General features: G+C 60.7%; 19 protein-coding genes. 14 read left to right on the forward strand and 5 right to left on the reverse strand.

What is annotated here, in order from left to right:
- Positions 1-91 precede the first annotated feature (91 nt).
- The 11 genes from Spa11_RS12045 to Spa11_RS12095 all read left to right on the forward strand — a co-directional run bounded on the left by Spa11_RS12045 (position 92) and on the right by Spa11_RS12095 (position 8,359).
- Positions 92-1,270, forward strand: coding sequence for a tyrosine-type recombinase/integrase (locus Spa11_RS12045; protein ID WP_197529338.1), 1,179 nt, complete (start codon positions 92-94; stop codon positions 1,268-1,270).
- A 177-nt stretch (positions 1,271-1,447) separates the two neighbouring features.
- The gene (locus Spa11_RS12050) at positions 1,448-1,756 is read left to right on the forward strand and encodes a hypothetical protein (RefSeq protein WP_145112544.1); all 309 of its coding nucleotides are present in this window, start codon (positions 1,448-1,450) and stop codon (positions 1,754-1,756) included.
- The gene (locus tag Spa11_RS12055) at positions 1,749-2,390 is read left to right on the forward strand and encodes a hypothetical protein (RefSeq protein ID WP_145112546.1); all 642 of its coding nucleotides are present in this window, start codon (positions 1,749-1,751) and stop codon (positions 2,388-2,390) included. Before Spa11_RS12050 ends, Spa11_RS12055 begins: the two co-directional genes overlap by 8 nt.
- A gap of 79 nt (positions 2,391-2,469) precedes the next feature.
- Complete coding sequence (locus tag Spa11_RS12060; RefSeq protein ID WP_145112548.1) at positions 2,470-2,727, forward strand: DUF1580 domain-containing protein; 258 nt, start codon at positions 2,470-2,472, stop codon at positions 2,725-2,727.
- A 346-nt stretch (positions 2,728-3,073) separates the two neighbouring features.
- Positions 3,074-3,361 carry a hypothetical protein gene (locus Spa11_RS12065; RefSeq protein ID WP_145112550.1) on the forward strand — a complete coding sequence of 96 codons (288 nt, stop codon included), beginning with the start codon at positions 3,074-3,076 and terminating at the stop codon, positions 3,359-3,361.
- Positions 3,358-3,732, forward strand: a complete 375-nt coding sequence (locus tag Spa11_RS12070; protein ID WP_145112552.1) for a hypothetical protein — start codon at positions 3,358-3,360, stop codon at positions 3,730-3,732. The genes Spa11_RS12065 and Spa11_RS12070 overlap by 4 nt, the downstream gene beginning before the upstream one ends.
- Complete coding sequence (locus tag Spa11_RS12075; protein ID WP_145112555.1) at positions 3,729-4,943, forward strand: hypothetical protein; 1,215 nt, start codon at positions 3,729-3,731, stop codon at positions 4,941-4,943. Before Spa11_RS12070 ends, Spa11_RS12075 begins: the two co-directional genes overlap by 4 nt.
- Positions 4,944-5,028: 85 nt before the next feature.
- Positions 5,029-5,646: a hypothetical protein gene (locus Spa11_RS12080; RefSeq protein WP_145112557.1), complete on the forward strand. Its 618-nt coding sequence runs from the start codon at positions 5,029-5,031 to the stop codon at positions 5,644-5,646.
- A gap of 83 nt (positions 5,647-5,729) precedes the next feature.
- The gene (locus Spa11_RS12085) at positions 5,730-6,179 is read left to right on the forward strand and encodes a helix-turn-helix domain-containing protein (protein ID WP_145112559.1); all 450 of its coding nucleotides are present in this window, start codon (positions 5,730-5,732) and stop codon (positions 6,177-6,179) included.
- Positions 6,180-6,189: 10 nt separating this feature from the next.
- Positions 6,190-7,434, forward strand: a complete 1,245-nt coding sequence (locus tag Spa11_RS12090) for a tyrosine-type recombinase/integrase (RefSeq protein ID WP_145112561.1) — start codon at positions 6,190-6,192, stop codon at positions 7,432-7,434.
- A 430-nt stretch (positions 7,435-7,864) separates the two neighbouring features.
- A complete protein-coding gene (locus Spa11_RS12095) occupies positions 7,865-8,359 on the forward strand; it encodes a hypothetical protein (RefSeq protein WP_145112563.1) in 495 nt (164 codons plus the stop codon).
- A gap of 76 nt (positions 8,360-8,435) precedes the next feature.
- On the opposite strand, the gene Spa11_RS12100 is transcribed toward Spa11_RS12095, so the two are convergent.
- The 5 genes from Spa11_RS12100 to Spa11_RS12120 all read right to left on the reverse strand — a co-directional run bounded on the left by Spa11_RS12100 (position 8,436) and on the right by Spa11_RS12120 (position 13,495).
- A complete protein-coding gene (locus tag Spa11_RS12100) occupies positions 8,436-10,574 on the reverse strand; it encodes an AAA family ATPase (RefSeq protein ID WP_145112565.1) in 2,139 nt (712 codons plus the stop codon).
- The gene (locus Spa11_RS12105; protein ID WP_145112567.1) at positions 10,571-11,170 is read right to left on the reverse strand and encodes a hypothetical protein; all 600 of its coding nucleotides are present in this window, start codon (positions 11,168-11,170) and stop codon (positions 10,571-10,573) included. Before Spa11_RS12105 ends, Spa11_RS12100 begins: the two co-directional genes overlap by 4 nt.
- Entirely contained in the window at positions 11,167-12,366 is a 1,200-nt protein-coding gene (locus tag Spa11_RS12110) for an SIR2 family protein (RefSeq protein WP_145112569.1), read from the reverse strand. Before Spa11_RS12110 ends, Spa11_RS12105 begins: the two co-directional genes overlap by 4 nt.
- A 500-nt stretch (positions 12,367-12,866) precedes the next feature.
- Complete coding sequence (locus tag Spa11_RS12115) at positions 12,867-13,121, reverse strand: hypothetical protein (protein ID WP_145112571.1); 255 nt, start codon at positions 13,119-13,121, stop codon at positions 12,867-12,869.
- 17 nt (positions 13,122-13,138) lie between these two features.
- Positions 13,139-13,495 carry a hypothetical protein gene (locus Spa11_RS12120; RefSeq protein WP_145112573.1) on the reverse strand — a complete coding sequence of 119 codons (357 nt, stop codon included), beginning with the start codon at positions 13,493-13,495 and terminating at the stop codon, positions 13,139-13,141.
- Between the two features lie 397 nt (positions 13,496-13,892).
- On the opposite strand from Spa11_RS12120, the gene Spa11_RS12125 reads away from it, so the two are divergent.
- The 3 genes from Spa11_RS12125 (at position 13,893) to Spa11_RS12135 (ending at position 16,348) form a co-directional block, all read left to right on the forward strand.
- On the forward strand, positions 13,893-15,122 hold the full coding sequence (locus tag Spa11_RS12125; protein WP_145112575.1) for a tyrosine-type recombinase/integrase: 1,230 nt from the start codon (positions 13,893-13,895) through the stop codon (positions 15,120-15,122).
- Positions 15,119-15,928, forward strand: a complete 810-nt coding sequence (locus tag Spa11_RS12130) for a hypothetical protein (protein WP_145112577.1) — start codon at positions 15,119-15,121, stop codon at positions 15,926-15,928. The genes Spa11_RS12125 and Spa11_RS12130 overlap by 4 nt, the downstream gene beginning before the upstream one ends.
- 105 nt (positions 15,929-16,033) lie before the next feature.
- Positions 16,034-16,348, forward strand: a complete 315-nt coding sequence (locus Spa11_RS12135; protein WP_145112579.1) for a DUF1580 domain-containing protein — start codon at positions 16,034-16,036, stop codon at positions 16,346-16,348.
- Positions 16,349-16,360 lie beyond the last annotated feature (12 nt).

Consider the following 16,360-nt stretch of genomic DNA (forward strand, 5'->3'; position numbering starts at 1 on the left):
ACGTCCTCGAATCTCGCGGAAAAAGCCGCGAATTCCGTCCTACTGCCTTCACCGGGCGACCGGCCAGGCCTATCTGAAATTGGCCGGCCGGGTGACCTACCTCGGCCTCCACGGCAGCGAGGCGAGCCGCCAGGCGTACGCGTCGGTCCTGACCGACATTATGGCCGGCCGGCCCATCCAGCGGCCGGAGAGCCGCGCCACGGCGACGACGCCCCCCACCCCAGCCGCGGTCACCGTCGGCGAGGTCTGCCGCCGCTACAAGCTGCACGCCGAGGCCTACTACCTGAAGAACGACCAGCCCACCAACGAGGCCGGTCTCGTCGCCAAGGCCTGCGACCGGGCGGCCGCGCTGTTCGCGGATCAGCCCGCCGACCGCTTCGGCCCTCTAGCGTTGAAGACCGTCCGCGATGCGATGGTCGGCGAGGGCCTCGCCCGCTCGACAGTGAACGGCTCGATCAGCCGCATCCGTCGGGCGTTCAAGTGGGCGGCGGCCGAGGAGCTCATCCCGGCGACCGTTTCAGCGGCGCTGGGCACGGTCGCCGGTCTTCGCGCCGGCCGGACGACGGCCCGCGAGACGGCGCCCATCTTGCCTGTCGATGACGTCGTCGTCGAAGCGACGATCCCGCACCTGCCCGAAGTCGTCGCCGATATGGTCCGCTTGCAGCGGCTCACCGGCATGCGGCCGGGCGAGATCTGTTGCCTTCGGCCGATCGACGTCGATCGGTCCGGCGAGGTTTGGACCTATCGGCCCGCGTCGCACAAGACTGAGCACCACGGCCGCGAGCGGGTCGTCTTCATCGGACCGAAGGCGCAGGGCGTTCTCTTCCGGTACCTGGCTCGCGACGCCGAGTCGTATTGCTTCCGCCCCGCGGACAGCGAGCGGAATCGGCGGGCCCTCATGCACGCCCAGCGGCGGACGCCGATCAGTTGCGGGAACCGGCCGGGTTCGAACCTGAGCGACCGGCCGGCCAGGCCGCCAGGCGATCGCTACACGGTTACCAGCTACCGCCAGGCAATCACCCGCGCCTGTAAGGCCGCGGCGGCTGCTGCCGAGGCGGCCGCCGCCGCCGAAGGGAAAGACGAGCCGGAGCTCAAGATCGACGTTTGGACTCCGAACCAACTCCGCCACACGGCCGCGACCGAGGTCCGGGCGAAGTTCGGCCTCGAGGCGGCGCAAGTGACGCTCGGCCACTCGACGGCGCGGACCAGCGAGATCTACGCGGAGAAGAATCTTGCGGCCGGCGCCATGGTGGCGAAGGCGATTGGGTAGCAATTCCCACGACGCCAGGTCAGCTGAGAGAGCGGGCGTGGTTGCCCTCGAAAGGATCGGGTAAACAACACTTACACGAGCACGCCAGTAGGGGAGTCATGCCCCCGTCTCGCCGCCGCGTCTTACTCACCTGATCCGGTGAGACGCGGCGACGGGGCTGGCTAAGGAGATCAGGAAATGCCAGCGCATCTAGGCTGTCAGAAGCTACCGCCCACCAAGGTGGCGCGTCTCTTCAAACTTCGCGGCGACGGTCTGAGCCTGTCGCAAGTAGCGAAGCGTCTCGAGTGCCACCGAAACACGGTTTGGAACTACGAGCAGCGGAAGGCGGAGAACGTCGCTTTCCTTGAAACGCTGAAGGGGAGCACCGCGATGCGGTGCCCTGAATGCGGCGTCGTTTGCAAGATGCCTTGCGTTCTCTGTCTAACTCGTGAGGCGACGAAGATCCCCTGCAGCAATCGCAGCGATATGGGGGAATGCAATGAATGACTCCGCACCGGAGGAGCTGAGTCGAGAAGATGCAGAGAAAGACACAGCGTGGGATAAACTACAGAGCCGATTTGCAACACTTGGAGAGCTTGTCGAGGAGAGGAGCCCGATCCTTCGAGGTTGGAACGATGCTTTTCTCGACGAGTGGCGCTCGAAGTATGGGGACATCAAGTGCCCAATTGAAAGTCTCGAAGTGGGGGAATATTGCGCAGCGCGTTACGGTGGCAAACTCTCATTCGCAGAGATAGACGCGTCGACGCCCCAAGAGATTCTAGATGCAACTATCGCCAGACTGGAGCAGGATACCAGTCAACAGCTTCATCGCGCTCAGAGTGATGCGGCAGACGGCCGAATAGCTCCTAGGCCTCTAATTATTGAGCAGAGGCAGTCACCAACCGAATCGAGACCAGTACGGCCAATTGATGCTCGGAATGCGTGGATGTACCAGCTTGCAGCGGCTGGCGACACGAACAAAGAGATTCTGCAGAAGCTCAAGAGCGAGTACCGGACACGCGATGGGTGGGGCCTGCTCTCATCTGAGCAGGGCGTCAGCAATGCGTTAAGCCGATGGGCAAAGAGCAATGGGAAAGACTGGCCCGTGAGGTTCGATCAGTCGTTGGGTAATCATGGGTAATCTTGTTTATTGATCGGGTAAATCTTCCCGGCATGATGCGGCTGTTGGTTTCCTTCACCTCCAGCCCGCCCCGTTTCGCATGCTTAAGATTCAGCCAGGCGACGAGCTCCTGCCCGTCCCGGTCGCCATTGAAGAGGCGATCGGTTACCGCCCTCACCCGACGACCTGCACTCGCTGGACCCGCAAAGGGGTCCGTGGCGTCCGCCTCGAGTCGGTGCGCGTCGGCTCCCTCGTGAAGACGACAGTCGCCGCAGTCGTGCGTTTCATCGAAGCGCAGAACGAGGCGATCGAAGCCCGCAACGCAGCCGACTCGCACGAGCTCGCCGCCGCGAGCTAACGCCCCCATCGACTACCCGGGGAGCTCGCTAGGTGTTGTGTGTCCGGGGGTGCGTTGCCCCCATTTCCAGCGGTGAGCTCTCCGGCTTCCACGGGGGCCGCGTCCCGATGCCCGCATTGTCAGCGACGGCGTTCCGCCATCGCCGTCGCCGTTGGGCGCGGCCCCTCTCTTGAATTAACCGAGGGCCATTGAACCGAGCCTGCCAAGGAAAGGCGGGCGACCTACGCGAGGGCAGGGGAGCGGCGGCGTCGCCGCGGCCATCGCGTAAACGAACCACGGGTCCGCCGACCGGCGCCACGTCACTGGCGCCGCAAGTGGTCGGCAGTCCCGTCATCCAATCGCAGGGATGAACTATACACAACCGAGCGGCCCGATCGAGCCCATCGTCGGCACGGTCCGCACGCTTGCCCGCCAACGCGGCCTTACCGGCTGGACCGAGCTCCGCCCCTTCGGCGCGGCGATGCAAACGCTCGACGAGCTGCTGCTCGCCCGCGATATCGCTCTCGGCTTCCGGCTTCGCCAGCGCCGTGAGCTCACCGAGCACGAGACGTCACTCGCCGACCGGGTGGCCGAGACGATCGTCGCCGCCTCTCGCGACCAGATCCGCAAACTGGCGGGGAGGGCGCCGCGATGACCACGCCCACAATCGTACGCAGCGCCGGGCCCGATCCGATCCGCGCCAAGCGTCAGCGCTTGCTGTATGCGATCGATGGCGCGGCCGTCGCGCCGCAAGTTACCGCCGATGATTGGCCATCGGCCCGCGCCTGGGTGACCCTGCTCGCACTACGCGGCGATGGCGAGATCTGCCGCGCCCGGACCGCGGACCTGGTCGACCACTTAATCGAAAGCGGCTTTCGATCGGGTGAAGTCGTCCAGGGCCTCTCGGCGGCGCTCGCGCTGGGCATTGTGTCGCTGCACTACGGAGCGGCCGACGGCCTCGACGTTTGGGCAATCGATTGGGACCGCGTCGCGGAGCTCGCCTGTTACAAGCGGGGGACCGCGTGACGAGCAACACGCAAAGAGAGTTCCCCTACAAGCGCTCGCAGCGGTTCGCGCTTTTGGACGCGATCGACCCGGCGTCATTGGAGCCGTCGCTTGGCAGGCGACGCTGGGCGCCGGTCGTCGAGCTGCTCAAGCAAATCGAGTTCTGCTCGGGCCGTGGCGAATGCCGCGCGTATACACAGACACTCGCCGGCCGGATGCGTGATGGCGCCGGCGTCAGCGTCGACACGGTCCAGCGCGCGGCAAAGCTCGCGAAGCAGCTCGGCCTGTTAGTTGTAGAGGCTCGAGTCGGTAGGCAGGGCCGCGAGTCGAACGCCTGGCGAGTGCAATGGGACCGCGTCGCTGCTCTCGCTAAGAGCGTCGATCCGGCGACCATCGACGAGCGCCTCGACGAAGCGCCGACGCCCCTCGACGAGGTCCCGCGAGCCGTGCGCTGCCTGGCCGGCGAACGGGTAGGGTCTGCCGCACGAAGCGGGCGGGGTCTACCGCATGAAGCGGTAGGGGACTACCGCATAAAGCGGGGGGGTATGCCGCACGATGCGGGGGGTCTACCGCATGAAGCGGCATCCCTTAATAGGAACAACCAGTCTTCAACCAGTTATCAACCTCCTCCTTCCCCCTCCGTTGTTGCAACCAACGACGAGGCGACGGGATGGGGGAGGGTGGTTGAAGAAATCGAAGCAGAGGGAGTCGGCTGCGCCGCCGATGCTGCCGCCGCGATCCGCTCGGCCGGCGGAACGCCTGGTGACGCGATGGCGATCATCGACGCGTACCGCGAAGGCCTCGAGCCACAACCCCCGGCTTGGAAGCCCGGCGCGCTGTTCCACCGAATGACGCACTGGCGACGAGGCCAGGACCCGCGTGAGGGCTGGCCCCAACCGGACGACGACCACGTCGTCGCTTGCGAACGCATTAAGGCCGACAATCGCCGCCGCGACGCGGACCGCGAATCGATTCGCCTGCGTGAACATCGAAGTTCAAAGCACGCCGCGCGACGCGTCGAGCAAGGCAAACTCGCGAAGCTCGAGGCGGCAGCTAGAGCGTTACCCCGACACGAGCTCGAGAAGCTGATCGGGTCGATCGACGAGCCATTCATCCGCAACGAAGCGCGGCGCAATCCCTTCGGCGTGGCCTCACTGACGGCGATCGCCGACGGCCTCGGCTGCGATGACCTGGTCACCAACTGTCCGCGCGGCTCGCCCTCGAGCAACTAGCCCGCGCGTTATCGATCGGCGCCCATCATCAAGGCTGGTTCTTTCACTACGGGCCCGAGGCCCGTTCCTTCCCTCGAGATCTATCATGGACCGCTTCTTAGAAATCCCTTCCGAGCAGCTAACCCGCAAGGACGTCGTTCAATTCTTGCCACTGCACTTCGATTCCGGCTTCGTCTCGCATGAGCTCCAGAGCGACGCCGCCAAGTTCAACGAGGAGTTGAACCAGGCGAACGCTAGCCACTCCGCCTGTTGCCGGTCGATCGACGACGCGCTCGGCAATCTGGCGACGGCGCCCGACGCGACGCAGCTCCGCAAGGCCGTAGGCGATCGCGCCGACAACACCCTCAACGATGTTCAACGCCTCGCGCGGCTCTGGTCACAGAAAGTCGAGCTCGTCAATCGCTACAGCTATGAGATCGAGCAAGAAGCGCCGATCGCCAGATTAAAGGCGACGGCGAAACGCGATGAGGTCCTCGGCTCACTCGCCGACCTCGGGTTCGATATCAATCGGGCCGGCTTCAACTCCGAGCAGTTCGTTGCGATGAATCATCCCGAGGCGCGAGAGCTCGCGCGGGCCGCGAACGCTCTCGAGGAGATCCGCCGCAACCTGCCGCAGCGGCTGAAGAAGGAATCGGAAGGGGCCGCCCATGCCGAGCGGTACGTCCGCGCCGTCGCCGACCGCTACGTCGCCGGCAAACTGTAATCCCTCCCGCGCCACGTCCGGCGTCGTCGCAATGAGCGGCGCTGGGCGTGGAGCGTTGATTGCGACCACTACCGGAAACCACGATGAGCTGCGAACTGACACCACCAACGAACGCCGCAGCGTTGCGTGAAAAGTTTCTGCGGCCGCTCCGCGAGAACGCGCAGCCGACTAGCGTCGCGGATCTCCGCGGTAAGTACCTCGAGCTGCGGCGGCTGAGAGCGGAGATCTCCGTCGAGATCGACGCCCTCGAGGCCAGGATCCGCCTCGACGAGGTTTACGGATCCGGCGCCGATGCGCCGCCTTTGCCAGGTCGCGACGAACCTGATCGTCTGATGACGGAGGTTGAAGCGGCCAAGTATCTCCGGGTCAGTCGCCAAAGTGTGGCGCGTTGGCGAAAGGTCGGCATGAAGAGCGCGAGCGGGACGCTTGTGACCCTCCCGCACCGGATGGTCGGCAACCGCCCGCGATACACCCGGCCTCAGCTCGACCGTTGGTTGAGCGGTCCCATGCGTCAACGCCACAACGACCAGTAGGAGATCTCCGATGGCCTCTCTCGTCTTTCCAAAAGCCGCCGACAAAGGGCCGTCGCTCCAGTGGTACGACAGCGAGGGCGAACGGCGGACGTTGTACCTGGGTAAGTGTCCGAAGCGCTGGGCTCAGGACTTCGCGATCAATTGCGAGCGGTTGATTCAGCACGCCGAGTTTGGCGAACCACTCGACCGCAAGACGTCCACCTGGCTCGCCGAGCTCAAGCCCACCTGGCGTGAGAAGCTCGCCGCGAAGGGGCTCGCCGAAGCGGCGACGATCGTCTCGATCGAGGACCTGGTCGACGACTGCCTTCGCAGCGCGATCGGTTCGGGCGTGCAACCGAGCACGATGCAGAAGCTGCACGACGCTGCGGTCAACCTTTTCGAATACTTCGGGCGTGGTCGATCGATTCACGCCGTCACGCCAGGCGACGCGTCGGACTACGCGGGGTGGCTCCGCCAGAACGGCCGCCGCGATGGGCGCGGGACGCAGCTCGCTGCGAGCACGACGGGGAAGCAACTCAAGACCGTCAGCGGTTTCTTCCGCCGCGCCGTCAGCAAGGAAGTCGCTAGGCGGAACCCCTTCGAAGGGCTTGCTCGTGAGGCGCCCGGCGCGGACGCCCAGCAGTACATTCCGCGCGAAGTCGTCGAACGTGTTCTTAGGCAATGCGAACCCGCGCTAGCGCTGCGGGTCGCGCTCACTAGGTTCGCCGGCCTGCGGCATCCGAGCGAGGTCGAGGCCCTCGAGCTCGACTGGATCAACCTGCCCGAACGGCGGCTGCTAGCATTCAGCCCCAAGAACCAGCGTCACGAGCACAAGCGCTGGCGCGAGATCCCGATCGATCCGACCCTCGCCCCCTACCTCGAGGACGCCGTCGAGAAGGCCCCCACGGGGACGCGGTACGTCGCTTGGGAGCGGAGGGGGGTCTCGGCCACCGCCTGGCGGAACGCCCTCGAGCGGGCCTGTAAGCGGGCCGCTGTGGTCCCCTGGCGAAGTCTCTGGCACTCGCTGCGGGGCAGCCGAGCGAACGACCTGATCGATGCTGGCATTCCCGAGCACGTCGTCTGCACCTGGCAGAACACGGGCCCGAAGGAGTTGCGGCGCCACTACCTCCGGCCGACCGACGAGCACTTCTCGAGCGTGACGGGCCTGGCGGCCGAGGCGGCCGCAGCGCCTCAGGCCGAGCCTCGAGTCGGGGCGCGACTGGCCGGGCGGGTGGCCGCCGCCCAGCGGCGCCGGCCCCCGGCCGGCATGCGATAGGTACTACTTTCTGACCGCGCGAGGGGAGGGCCCAACGGAAGACACGGCGCCTTATGGTCCCTTTCCTTCGCGCCCGCCGTAAACCCAATCATCTAAATATCAGCCGCCAGTGCCGACGTGACTGAGCGACCCGCTGTGGTGTAGGAGGAGACCGACGACCCGCGGAATCTATTGATGAATTGCTAGCGGTCCCGCTTGTGACGTCATGCGTAGATGCTATCTGGCATGGCCGGCGCTGATCGGCCCGACCTTGAGGGGAGCCATGAACCAGCCCAGACCGTTTAGATTCGCTACCGCGCCGACGCGTGCCCGATCAACGAGCCCCTTCCGGCTTTCATGCGCGGGGCTAGGTACGATTGCCAAGCAACGACTACGCGATCCTAAGACCGGTCCATCGGCGGTGGCTTTCACTCGCAATCCTCGGCACTTCGTGGCCACCTCACAGGACCAGGAACCTGTTCGCATTTTCGCGCGTTCCACTGGCCCCGCCTACAACGATTGCTACCTTGGCGGGACGGTCTATCACGACTTCGGCGGTATGACGCTCGCGCGGAAGGCGAATCACGTAATCGAGTGGATCCACAGCGAATCGATCGGCTACTTCGATAGCCACAAAATCGCGGACGGAGTCGGGTTGTGGCTGTACGGAATGCTCGTATTTTCGGGAGGCAAAGATAACCTTGCCCGCCAGGTCGCGACCCAACTAAGCAAAGGGGTTCCGCTCGAGGCGTCGATCGTTACCGATTCGAAACCCTTAATTGATGAGATCCAACGCGGGCGACTTGCATCCGTGAATGGCCTTCGCGTTGCAGGCCCCTGCGCGATCGTCAGGAAATGGACCCTACGTGGCGTGGCCATCTGCCCCTACGGTGCAGACGCGGCGACGCGCTCGGAGCTTGTCGGCGATTCCGCTCAATCACGATAGGAATCACCGCAAACCTACAACTCACTAAAATCCGTTGTAATGCGTTAAACAAATCTGCAAAGAGCAGCTTTCGACATTAGGACACCACCGCTAGCCGCAGTGGCGTTCTGTCAGCTTCGACAGGATACTGAATCACTTCGGGCCCGGTTCTATTCCAACCGCGAAGCTCAATGACGGAGGTTCTTTGGTCTGCGTTCGCAGGGCGCAGCTTGCGCGCCAGAAGCCGCCCGAACTTGCCATCGTGGGTTGAAACAACGATTTGTCTCTTTTCCTTTGTACGTCGCAAAAGATCAACCAGTCCAAGAAGGTTAATTTCGTCCAAACTCTGGATCGGGTCATCAAGTAGAGCCGCCTGAATCGGAAGGTGTGGCAACGCCAAATTGAAGGACAGAAAGACAGATACTGCTAGGGCGTTCAACTGTGAGCTAGAGAAGATCGCCGCCGGTGTCCTGGAGGACTTGCCTTCTGCGCTATCGCGGATCTCAGCGTCCAGTCGCCCCTTTCCGCGTATCACATCTGTAGCAAAGCTAACGACCCGAAAAGTCGGATGCGGATCAATTCGTGAAAATATTCGCTGTAGTAATGGCTCAATCTCGGACAGCTTGTCGATCGCAACAGTCGATCTTGCGTCTCGAAGCTGTTCAATCAATAGCTTTGTTGTCACGGAGGTCCTTTCTCGCTTCACCATCTCCAACTGATGGATGGCGGACTCAACCTCTGCCTTTCTCAAATCAGCTTCGGTCGAACTTATGCGGGCATTTGCCGCTTCACGAGCTATATTTAGTGATAAAGCTTCGCCTTCCGTCGTTAGATTTCTCAATCGTCCTTCTTGGGAATCGCATTCGTTCAGCATTGCCTCAAGTGCCTTGACCGAAACTTGATTAGCGGAAATCTCCAGCTCTGAAAATCTCTCATTACGCTCGAGATCCCATTGGGCGTGTTGCTTCTGAAGACGTTCGGCGTCAGCAAGCTTCTTTCGAACTTCCGCTTCCGCTTCCACAGCATCCTTTTCTGCTTTCGCATACTCCTCAATGCTCTCAGCAACTTCCGTATTCGTCGCCGTTTCAGCCCCGAACTCGATAATCCCCTTTAACCTTAGACGAGTTGCCTCGACGTCGTAGCTCTGTTGGCATACCGGACACGATGAGTCTAAAAGCGCAATGGCCAATTGCGCCAATGCTCGATGCTGCTCCCTTGCTTCGTGCGCCTCAACTTGTCTTTTTCGAGTAGCCGCGGCGCGTCCCTGAGCGGCCTTCAAGGCTGCCGCTGCTGAAGCGGTCTTTAGTGTGGATTCGGCTGCTTCGCCTTCCAATTTTTCAATTGACTCTAGTGGCTTCGGCGGCTCAAGTAGCTCAAATTGTATTGCTGATTCGATCAGTGAACGACGTCGCCGACTACTATCGCGCATCGCGCGAATATCTCTTAGCGCTTTATCCAGTGTCGATGCTGCATCGGCCGATGTCGGCGTCGGCACGTCGGGGACAGATACGCCGCAACTTCTACAAGTCTCCCACCAATTATTCCACTGTGACTCCTGAAACTCAGAGCCAACTGCCGCCGATTTCCTCAATGACGCTAACTGGGTTTGCAGGGCTTCTACTCTATTAACGAGAGGAGCCAAATCTTTGCTCAATTGCGTCGTAGCGCGAGACCAGCTCCTGCTTTCTGACTCAAGCTCCGATTGAAGTTCCGTAAGACGGCCCGCTCCAACCAACTCACTGATCACGTTGAACCGCTCTTGGTCCGTCGCATTATCCAGGAAGTCACGCAAACGGTCTTGCTGCAAGTAGACAGACCGTGTCAGCGCAGCGGAAAGCGATTCATCACCATCCTTGGCAGACGCAGCTTCTGGCCAAAGCAACTCCAGAATTCTCGCTCTTGCTGATGTCTCCTTGAAGTGCTTCCCACCGATTGATGCCTGCAGGGATTGCGTATAGCCGTCAAAGACTCGGGTAATAGTGATTTCCTGGTCTCTATCAGCAAGGGTTAGTGCCACGCGTGCTTGGCCGGTTGGCGAGTACATAGAGACGAGCTTGTCATCTCCGCCGTCGATGCGTCCTAGCTTACCGCACATTCCCCAATGGATTGCGTCGAGAAGCGATGTCTTTCCAAGTCCGTTAGATCCAACGACTACGATCGCGTCGGCGCTTAAGTCAAACGACTTCCTCGTCGCGAAGCCTCGAAAGCCGGAGACGTCAATACTCTTGAGCCTCATTGTACTTTTCCAAAATTGTGAAGTGCCTCAATGAGAGACTCTCGCTTGTGGAATGCATTAACCACGGCGCGGATCACCGACTGAGGCAGCTCGTTAGACTCGAGAAGCGCAGGCACTCGGTCGAGAACGCTGTCCTCCGCTGTAGTATCTGATCGCTCTGTGATTGGGAGAAGCGGTAGTAGGGCAGTTGACACATCCCCAAGTTCTTGCAACTCCGCGCCAGATGCGATCAACTTGCGCACCCTGCCCGTATCGTATCGTATAGCCTGATGCTCGTCCGACTTATCACGCGGAAATAGCCCCGGCGTCCAAAGCAAAAGATAACAGTCCCAAGTCTTACTCTCATTTCGTTCGATATGCTCTGAGATCAAATCAACGAAAGCAGCTTGGGCACCGGTCCATTCTCGAAGCAGGTCAGACCACGCTTCAAACACGACGATTGCGACTAGGCTATACGAGTCCTCATAGAGCCCTTGATTGGATGCGTCAATTCCGCAGAGTCGGTAACTCGAAGCTTCGGAGAATCCATTCGTTAGCAAGACCTCTCTAGCTGTAGATAGCATGTCTGTTAGCGTCATCCCGGCTTTCTCAGTCATGACAATAGTGCCTCTGAAGCTTGCGGTTCTATACGGATATCGTCGACTCCCCAAAACGAGAACGCGGAATCTCCATCGACTATGCTCATGCTGGCATCGACTTCATCAACGATTGATTCTGGCGGTGTAGCGCTTTCCGGCCGTCTACCAGTCACGCCGCACGCAAGTACGTGTCGGGCGCCTTCTCGTCCAAACCGTCGATGCTGATCTTCTAGACGCAATTCACTCTCAATAGTAAGCCATCGGTAGTTTCTTGAACTGCCATCGACGAGCCTTATTCTCGACTCTGGAATATCCGTTCCCGTGAAAATAACGTGCCCATCTTCATCGAAGCGGAAGCCGCGGTTGCAAGATCGAGAGACGTATGCCACCGCGAGCAACAGATCAGCGATCGCAATACAGTGGCTATCTTCCAACTTTGGGTAGGCTCGCGATTCGAGCAACCACGCCGCACGGAGTTTTCCAAAGGTAAGGATGTCCATACTGGATAGTCTCTTGGCGAGCTCGCCGACGTCCTCAATCAGTCGGCCTGTGTCAGGATCTACCCATCCTTCGCGTTGACTAAGTGCTTCGCATTCCTCCACAATCCTCTGGACGACCTCAAGGTGAAACCGATTCCCAAGAACGCGCATGAAGGCGATCCAGCCAAGTTGCACGTAGTTCGTTTTATCGATTTGCATTTCAGTCGCGAAATTCGACTTAGAGTGTTCTCCAGGATTCGCCAAGAGGAGCTGAACATTATTTCCCAAAGCGCTCCGCAACTTCTCTGCTGTATGTCGTAAGACGCCGCACGAAGAACCCAGACCAGCGAAAACCGTAACCGGAGCAGCCAGTGCCCACGTTGCAACCCACGCTTCCCACTTGTCCCTCCACGCCGTTTCCAGGGCGTCCGTCGTTAGAATGAGAGCTTCGGGGTCTGCATCGATACTTCGATGCAGATAGATGATGTTAGAGCGACCAAGCTGGTGGTGTTGCTCGGGTCCATTTATCACACACACTTGGTTTTTAGCGCCAATAGCTGATAGAGCGTGGCTCAGAGCAAGATCGAAATTTAGAGTTATCACGTTCCAGATCGCACCTTCCACCATTAGCGCTGCGGCGATCTTGTGTCCCTCATTGGGTGACGCATTTTTGAATTCAGTGACGGGCAACCGTGCAACGAGCTCTTGCTGTTTGCCATCATGCTTTGCTTTCACCAGATCTGCCAGAGCAGACAGATCCCATGGCTCCGCGCATTCGCGAGTAATTGATCAGCAACAAGCCTTCGGTGCGCCTCTTCTGAGCACTTTCCAGCCAATGGCAGTTTTGTGGGCTCTTCAAATGAACAGCCTGCGCCGACGACCAATACAACTCGTCTACCTTCCCTTGCTGCAATCGCGCCAAGGAGAGATGGCGGCAAACTCATCGTAGTTTCTCCAGCAAATGCGTATGATGCACGGTCTTTTTACCTTTGGTTGGCGATACGATCCATGTTGCGATTACCCGACCTCTGTTTTTGACTCGAGCGCCGACGTAGTTCGGGACTTCAGTGTGATGCGGCCTGGATTTAAGCCTCCTCGTCCGGTGAGATATGCAGCGGGAAGGGCGGCCTTTGCGTATTGGTAGACGTGTACTCTGATGCGCTGGAGCAATAGCTCCAACTGGCGTGTCCGTACCGCCGATCACATCTTCTTCTTTTGCCTACCAAGGGGTCAAGCTAGGTCGGCAGATTGCGCCATGCACCTTGCTGATTCAAACGTAGGTCTTCAGTGGGCGTTTTCTTACTGCCGCAGCGCTCGTCGAAACACAGCTTGGCCAAATCCCCTGAAGCTTGCGTCTCTTCGGGGTGCAGCGAGAGTGACGCAAACCGTGCCGGTCCGAAACTCTCCGGGCTGCTTCTGTCATTCATGCACTCGCCTCGACTCGCAAAATCCAATGCACCCCGCAAGCCGCTGTGTTTGAACATAGGCATCCTGTCACGGTATTAGTTCAGATCCGCCGTTGATCTCCGATAGAGGCGAACGGCGCGGTCTCGTAGTATCTCTGCTCGATGTAGGAGCGGTTAGCGGCTGAGTCCTCAGCGAGGTGCCGCCGCCTAGCGATCTCTGGCAGGACCAGCTCGCCGCCGCCGCGAAGGCGGATCTCCCGAGCTCGCTCGCGGATCTCTGTGGGCGTCGGATCGTCGGGTCGGCGTTTAGTCAGCGGGAAGCGTCGACGCCACTCGCCATGCGCGATCCGGCCGACGGTAGTTCGTGAAACCCCAAGGGCCGCGGCGACTGAGCGATGCGTGGCGCCAGGTTCGGCGAGGCGGCGACGGACTTCGTTAGCTATGTTGTCGTCGGTCATCGCCCGCGATTGTCGCGCTGCGATTCATCACCGCGCGAGAGCGTCGACCGTCAAAAAAGGTGGTGCCTCATCGAGTCGAACAAGCAGCGCCAAAACGGGAGTAGTGACTACTCCCGTTTTAGTGTTTTCGGACGCCAAACGCAGCTAACGGGAGCGTAGACAAATGCGATCTAAGCTCTTATCTTCGGCCAACTTCCGTAAGCACGGGCAGTCTCCGGAGATTGTCCGGTTCGGTTTTGCAAGCAGGATGTCGCAGGTTCGATTCCTGTCAGCTCCACTTTCCATAAGTCCTTGCCGAATAGCGACTTGCGATACCTGCCGGCGGTCGGCAGTGCGGCGTTTTCTCGATAGCCAAAACGGTACCTACCGTTTTGCGCCTCGTAGGAGACCCGCTGAGATGCCCGCCCTCACTAAGTCGCTCCCCAAGTACCGTAAAAACCGGGCCTCGGGGCAAGCTGTCGTGACGATTGCCGGAATCGATTACTACCTCGGCCCCCACCGCTCCGTCACGAGCCGTCGGGAGTATGACCGGCTCATCTCCGAATGGCTTGCCCGCGGCCGAACTGGAGCTTCCACGGCCGACGCCGTGCCCAAGGTCGTCGAAGTTCTTGCCGCCTACTGGCGATACGCCAAAGGCTACTACCCCACGCCGAACGGCAAGCTGGGGAGCGAGTTGTGGGCGATTCGCGTGGCCCTGCGGTTCGTCCGCACCCTCTACGCTGACCAGCCCGCCGACCAGTTCGGGCCGCTCGCTCTCAAAGTCGTCCGCGAAAAGATGGTCGAGGCGGGATTTGCCCGATCGACCGTTAACACTAGCGTCGGACGTATCCGCCGCGCTTTCAGGTGGGCAGCGTCGGAGCAGTTGATCCCAGCGGCCGTCTCGCAGGCCCTCGCCACAGTGGACGGTCTGCGCGCTGGGAAGACCAAGGCGCGAGAACCTGAGCCGATCCGGCCTGTCGAGGACGCGGCCGTCGAAGCGACGCTCCCCAATGTCTCGCCGGTCGTCGCGGCAATGATTCGTTTACAGCGCTTCACCGGCATGCGGCCGGGCGAGGTCTGCCTCGTGCGGCCGTGCGACGTGGACCGCTCTGGCGACATCTGGCACTACCGGCCTGCCACACACAAGACACAGCACCGCGGCCGCGAGCGGGTCGTCTTCCTCGGGCCGCAGGCGCAGGAGGTTTTACGGCCATACCTCTTGCGTGAGGCGACCGCCTATTGCTTCTCGCCGGCCGAGTCGGAGGCGCGACGCCGCGCCGACCTCCATGCCGAACGCAAGACGCCGCTCTCGTACGGCAATCGTCCGGGGACCAATCGCCGCCGCAAGCCGGCGCGGACGGTCGGCGACAAGTACACGACGACCAGCTACGCCCGCGCCATCGCCCGCGGCTGCGAGCTTACGTGGCCGGCCCCAGACGGCGCCGACGACGAGTCGCGTCTCGCTTGGAACTCTAAGCACCGCTGGACCCCTAACCAGTTGCGGCATGCAGCGGCGACGGCGATCCGTCGCGAGTTTGGGCTGGAGGCGGCACAGATTGCGCTCGGCCACGCCGGGGCGGACGTGACGCAAGTTTACGCCGAGCGGGACTTGGCAAAGGGCGCTGAAGTGGCAAGGAGGATCGGGTGAATTCAAAAGAGCCGAGAGATATCCGAGATCTCAAACCCGACGAACTGCGGCTACGGTTGGCGGAAGTCGGACGAAACAGCATCGAAGATTCTGGCATATTTCGCGACTACACGGGAAAAGCGCGAGAGCTGCAAATGCTTGAGCGGATGCACCTGTGTGTACTTCAATTGGAAAAGGAAAGAGCCGGCGAGGAGTACACGGTAGAAACGTTCACCCCGAACCTGGATCGCGACATAATTGAGCCGGTTGAAATTGCCGCGAAAGAGATTGTCGAGCAGTTCGGCGTAGATGCAGCGTCATTCTGCTTGCAAGAAATGACCAAGAGTTCGTCGGAAGTCCCAGACTTCCTGAAGGAGTACGTTGAATCTGAGTTGAAGGATTTTGGAAAGATTGTTCCTCACTGGGCGCCACCCATCGCGCAGGATGCGGCCCAAGCTTTAGAGGTCATTGCACGGCTACGGAAGGCAATTGAGGCTAAACAGATTAATGACGTGGCTTATGCTGCAAGCCAACTCGGCTACCTTTTCTGCAAGCTACGTGTGCGACCGTTTGAAAAAGCCACACTTGATGGTCGGCGGCTGAAAGAGACTCGTCGCAAAGGTGGTGCGAATACGGCAGCTACGACACAAGAAGAGAAACGCCTAATTATCGATGCCCGTGACGCACGGGCCAAGCGATCGAAGTGCTCAAAAAAGAAGGCGGCGGAGGCTGTTGCGGCGCAGCTTCGTACAGGGACCTTACCAGGAATTGATCGGCCGGTTGACTACACCTGGAAGTACGTCGCCGATCTCCGCGTAAAACGCTGACCCGTCTATTTTTTTTGGCAGAACGCTCAGCGTTCTGCATTTTTGCCAATCAGATGCGTCACCTTGCGAGGGTTGAAGCAATTCACCCCTTGCTGCGAGGAAACGATGCGATCCGAATCGACCGAGAAGCCGTCCCCCGATGACGAGCACCTCTCCCTAGCTGAAGCGGCCAAGACTCTCCCCGGACGGCCCCATCTTTCGACTCTCCATCGCTGGCGGCTGCGGGGCATTCGTGGCGTGCGGTTGAAGACCTGCCTCGTCGGCGGCCGGCGGTACACGACGCCACGCTGGCTCCGTGAATTCATCGCCGCGTCTACGGCCGCCGGGGACGGGTTGATCGACCCTCCAAGCAATCTCTCTCGAGACCGCGAGCAGTCGATTCGGTCCGCCATTGCGGAACTCGACGCCGCCGGTATCTAGCCCCCAGCCAAG

Source organism: Botrimarina mediterranea (assembly GCF_007753265.1).
Classification (GTDB): domain Bacteria; phylum Planctomycetota; class Planctomycetia; order Pirellulales; family Lacipirellulaceae; genus Botrimarina; species Botrimarina mediterranea.